Annotated in this window: 2 protein-coding genes and 1 tRNA gene; 1 reads left to right on the forward strand and 2 read right to left on the reverse strand. The window is 72.4% G+C overall.

The window, feature by feature from the left end; translation table 11 throughout:
* A tRNA-Gly gene (locus GT030_RS33970) sits at nt 1–76 on the forward strand.
* 41 nt (nt 77–117) lie between these two features.
* Here GT030_RS33970 and GT030_RS33975 read toward each other — a convergent pair.
* Together GT030_RS33975 and GT030_RS33980 are read right to left on the reverse strand one after the other, a co-directional pair.
* A complete protein-coding gene (locus tag GT030_RS33975) occupies nt 118–1017 on the reverse strand; it encodes a phosphoribosylaminoimidazolesuccinocarboxamide synthase (RefSeq protein WP_161204350.1) in 900 nt (299 codons plus the stop codon).
* A 70-nt stretch (nt 1018–1087) separates the two neighbouring features.
* The coding region (locus GT030_RS33980; RefSeq protein WP_161204351.1) for a N,N-dimethylformamidase beta subunit family domain-containing protein at nt 1088–2435 on the reverse strand (1348 nt) is incomplete at its 5' end.

A 2435-nucleotide genomic window follows, 5' to 3' on the forward strand; every position in this document is an offset into this window, starting at 1 on the left:
GCGGACGTAGCTCAGTTGGTAGAGCGCAACCTTGCCAAGGTTGAGGTCGCGAGTTCGAGCCTCGTCGTCCGCTCCATGAAGAAGCCCCCCGGTTCTCACCGGGGGGCTTCTCTCGTCCTAGGACCAGCGGGTGCCGGTCAGGCGCTCGTACGCCTCGATGTACTTGGCGCGGGTCGCCTCCACCACCTGCTGGGGCAGCGCGGGCGGGGGCTGCTCGCTCTCGCGGTCCCAGCCCGACTCGGGGCCGGTCAGCCAGTCCCGCACGAACTGCTTGTCGTACGACGGCTGGGCGTGCCCCGGCTCCCAGGTCTCGGCCGGCCAGAAGCGCGACGAGTCGGGGGTGAGCACCTCGTCGGCGAGGACCAGGGTGCCGTCGTCGAAGCCGAACTCGAACTTGGTGTCCGCCAGCACGATCCCCCGCTCACGGGCGATGTCGCGGGCGCGGCCGTACACCGCCAGGGTGAGCTGGCGGAGCTGGGCGGCGGTCTCCGCACCGACCTGGCGGGCCACCTCCTCGTACGACACGTTCTCGTCGTGCTCGCCGACCTCGGCCTTGGTGGCCGGGGTGAAGATCGGGCCGGGCAGCTCCGAGCCGTCCACCAGCCCCTCGGGCAGCGCGAGCCCGCAGACCGTACGCGACTCCCGGTACTCCGCGAGGCCCGAGCCGGTGAGGTAGCCGCGCGCCACGCACTCCACCGGGACCATGTCCAGCGACTTGCAGACCAGGGTGCGGCCCGCCCAGTCGGCCGGGGCGCCCTCGGGCAGCTCGGTGCTGATGACGTGGTTGGGCGCCAGGTCACGGAGCTGGTCGAACCACCACAGGGACAACTGGGTCAGCACCCGGCCCTTGTCGGGGATCTCGGTGGGCAGCACCCAGTCGTACGCGGAGATGCGGTCGCTGGCGACCATCACGAGGTCGCCCGCCTCGTCGCGGTACAGATCGCGCACCTTGCCGGTGTGCAGGTGCACCAGACCCGGAACCTGGATCGGCTCGGGCTTTTCTACGAATCCGGACACGGTTCCTCCCCGTGGTTCTGTCCAACTGCCTCGATTCTCCCGTATGCCGGGGACGGGGCAGGTGGCAGGGTCAGTCCCGCTTGCAGATACGGTCCAGCAGGTTGGCGGTGGCGCGCTGGACGCGGGCGTCCACATGGCCGGGCCGGTCCAGCGCGGGGGACCAGGCGAAGGTGCCGGAGGCGAAGACCCAGGCGCCGGAGGGGGCGCGGTACAGGGAGGTCTCCTGGTGGCGCCGGACGCCCTCGCCGTCGGTGTAGGGGGAGTGCGCGAGCAGCACGCGCTCCTCGTGCTCGGGCAGGGCGGTGCGCGGGAAGTACCGGTCGGCCTCGCCCGCGACCAGGCCCGCGATCTCGTCGCCCTCGCGGGCGCCGGTGGCGTCCCACAGCCAGTGTCCGGCGTTGCGGACGATCAGCGGATGCGGCTCGGGTACCCGGCCCGCGTACTGGATGCCGATCACCTGCTGTTCGGGGCGGTCGATCTCCCGCCACAGCACCGGCTTTCCGGGGCCCTTTCGCTTGCGGCAGGTCAGCAGCCGGTCCGGCACCCCGGACGCGGAGGGCGACAACTCCACCTGCCAGTACATGGTGTTGGCCGACAGGAAGACCAGCGAGGTCCCCCGGTCGCGGGCCTCCTCCACCGCCCGCCGCATCGGTGCCGACCAGTACTCGTCGTGGCCGGGGAAGACCAGGCCCCGGTACCGGGTGGGGTCGATCCGGCCGGCGTGCAGATCGCGGGCGTCGGCGTAGGCGAGGTCGTAGCCGTAGCGCTCGGCCCAGCGGATGAAGTCGTAGGCGTGGCCCACGTGCAGGGGCAGGCCCGCACCGGCGTAGGGGCGGTCGAAGGAGACCGTGGTGGCGGCGTCGGCCTCGCCGAGCAGGGAGCCCTTCTCGTCCCAGGCGTGGTAGAGGCTGGCCCCGGTGCGGCCGTCCTCCGGGTAGAGGTTGTACGCCTGCCAGGTGATGTCCGGGAGCAGCAGGAGCAGGTCGGCGGGCTCGTCGTCGCGGACCGTGAAGGGCACGTGGGAGCGGTAGCCGTCGGCGGTGGTGAGGACCGCCACGTACGCCCCGACCCGCCACTCGGCGGGCACCTGGAGGCGCCAGGACAGCCACCAGTGGTGGCAGGAGACCGTACGGTCGGCGGCGAGCGGCGCGGACTGGACGATGCCGGACAGCCGGGGGCTGGTGGTGATCTTGGCGGCCCCGTGCCCGGCGTAGTGGCCGATCCGGTAGATGTCGACGCTGAACTCCTGCGGCGGGTCGACCGTGATGTGGAAGTCGATCGCCTCGCCGGGGGCGACCGCGCCGGTGGACGCGAAACCCTTGATCTGGCGGCCCACGTCGTCGGCCGAGCGCGGGCCGGGACCGGCCGAACGCGGCGCCGGGACGCGCGCGCCGGGCCGGCCGGACCGGGTGGTGGCC

It is taken from the genome of Streptomyces sp. SID1328 (assembly GCF_009865595.1).
Classification (GTDB): domain Bacteria; phylum Actinomycetota; class Actinomycetes; order Streptomycetales; family Streptomycetaceae; genus Streptomyces; species Streptomyces griseoluteus.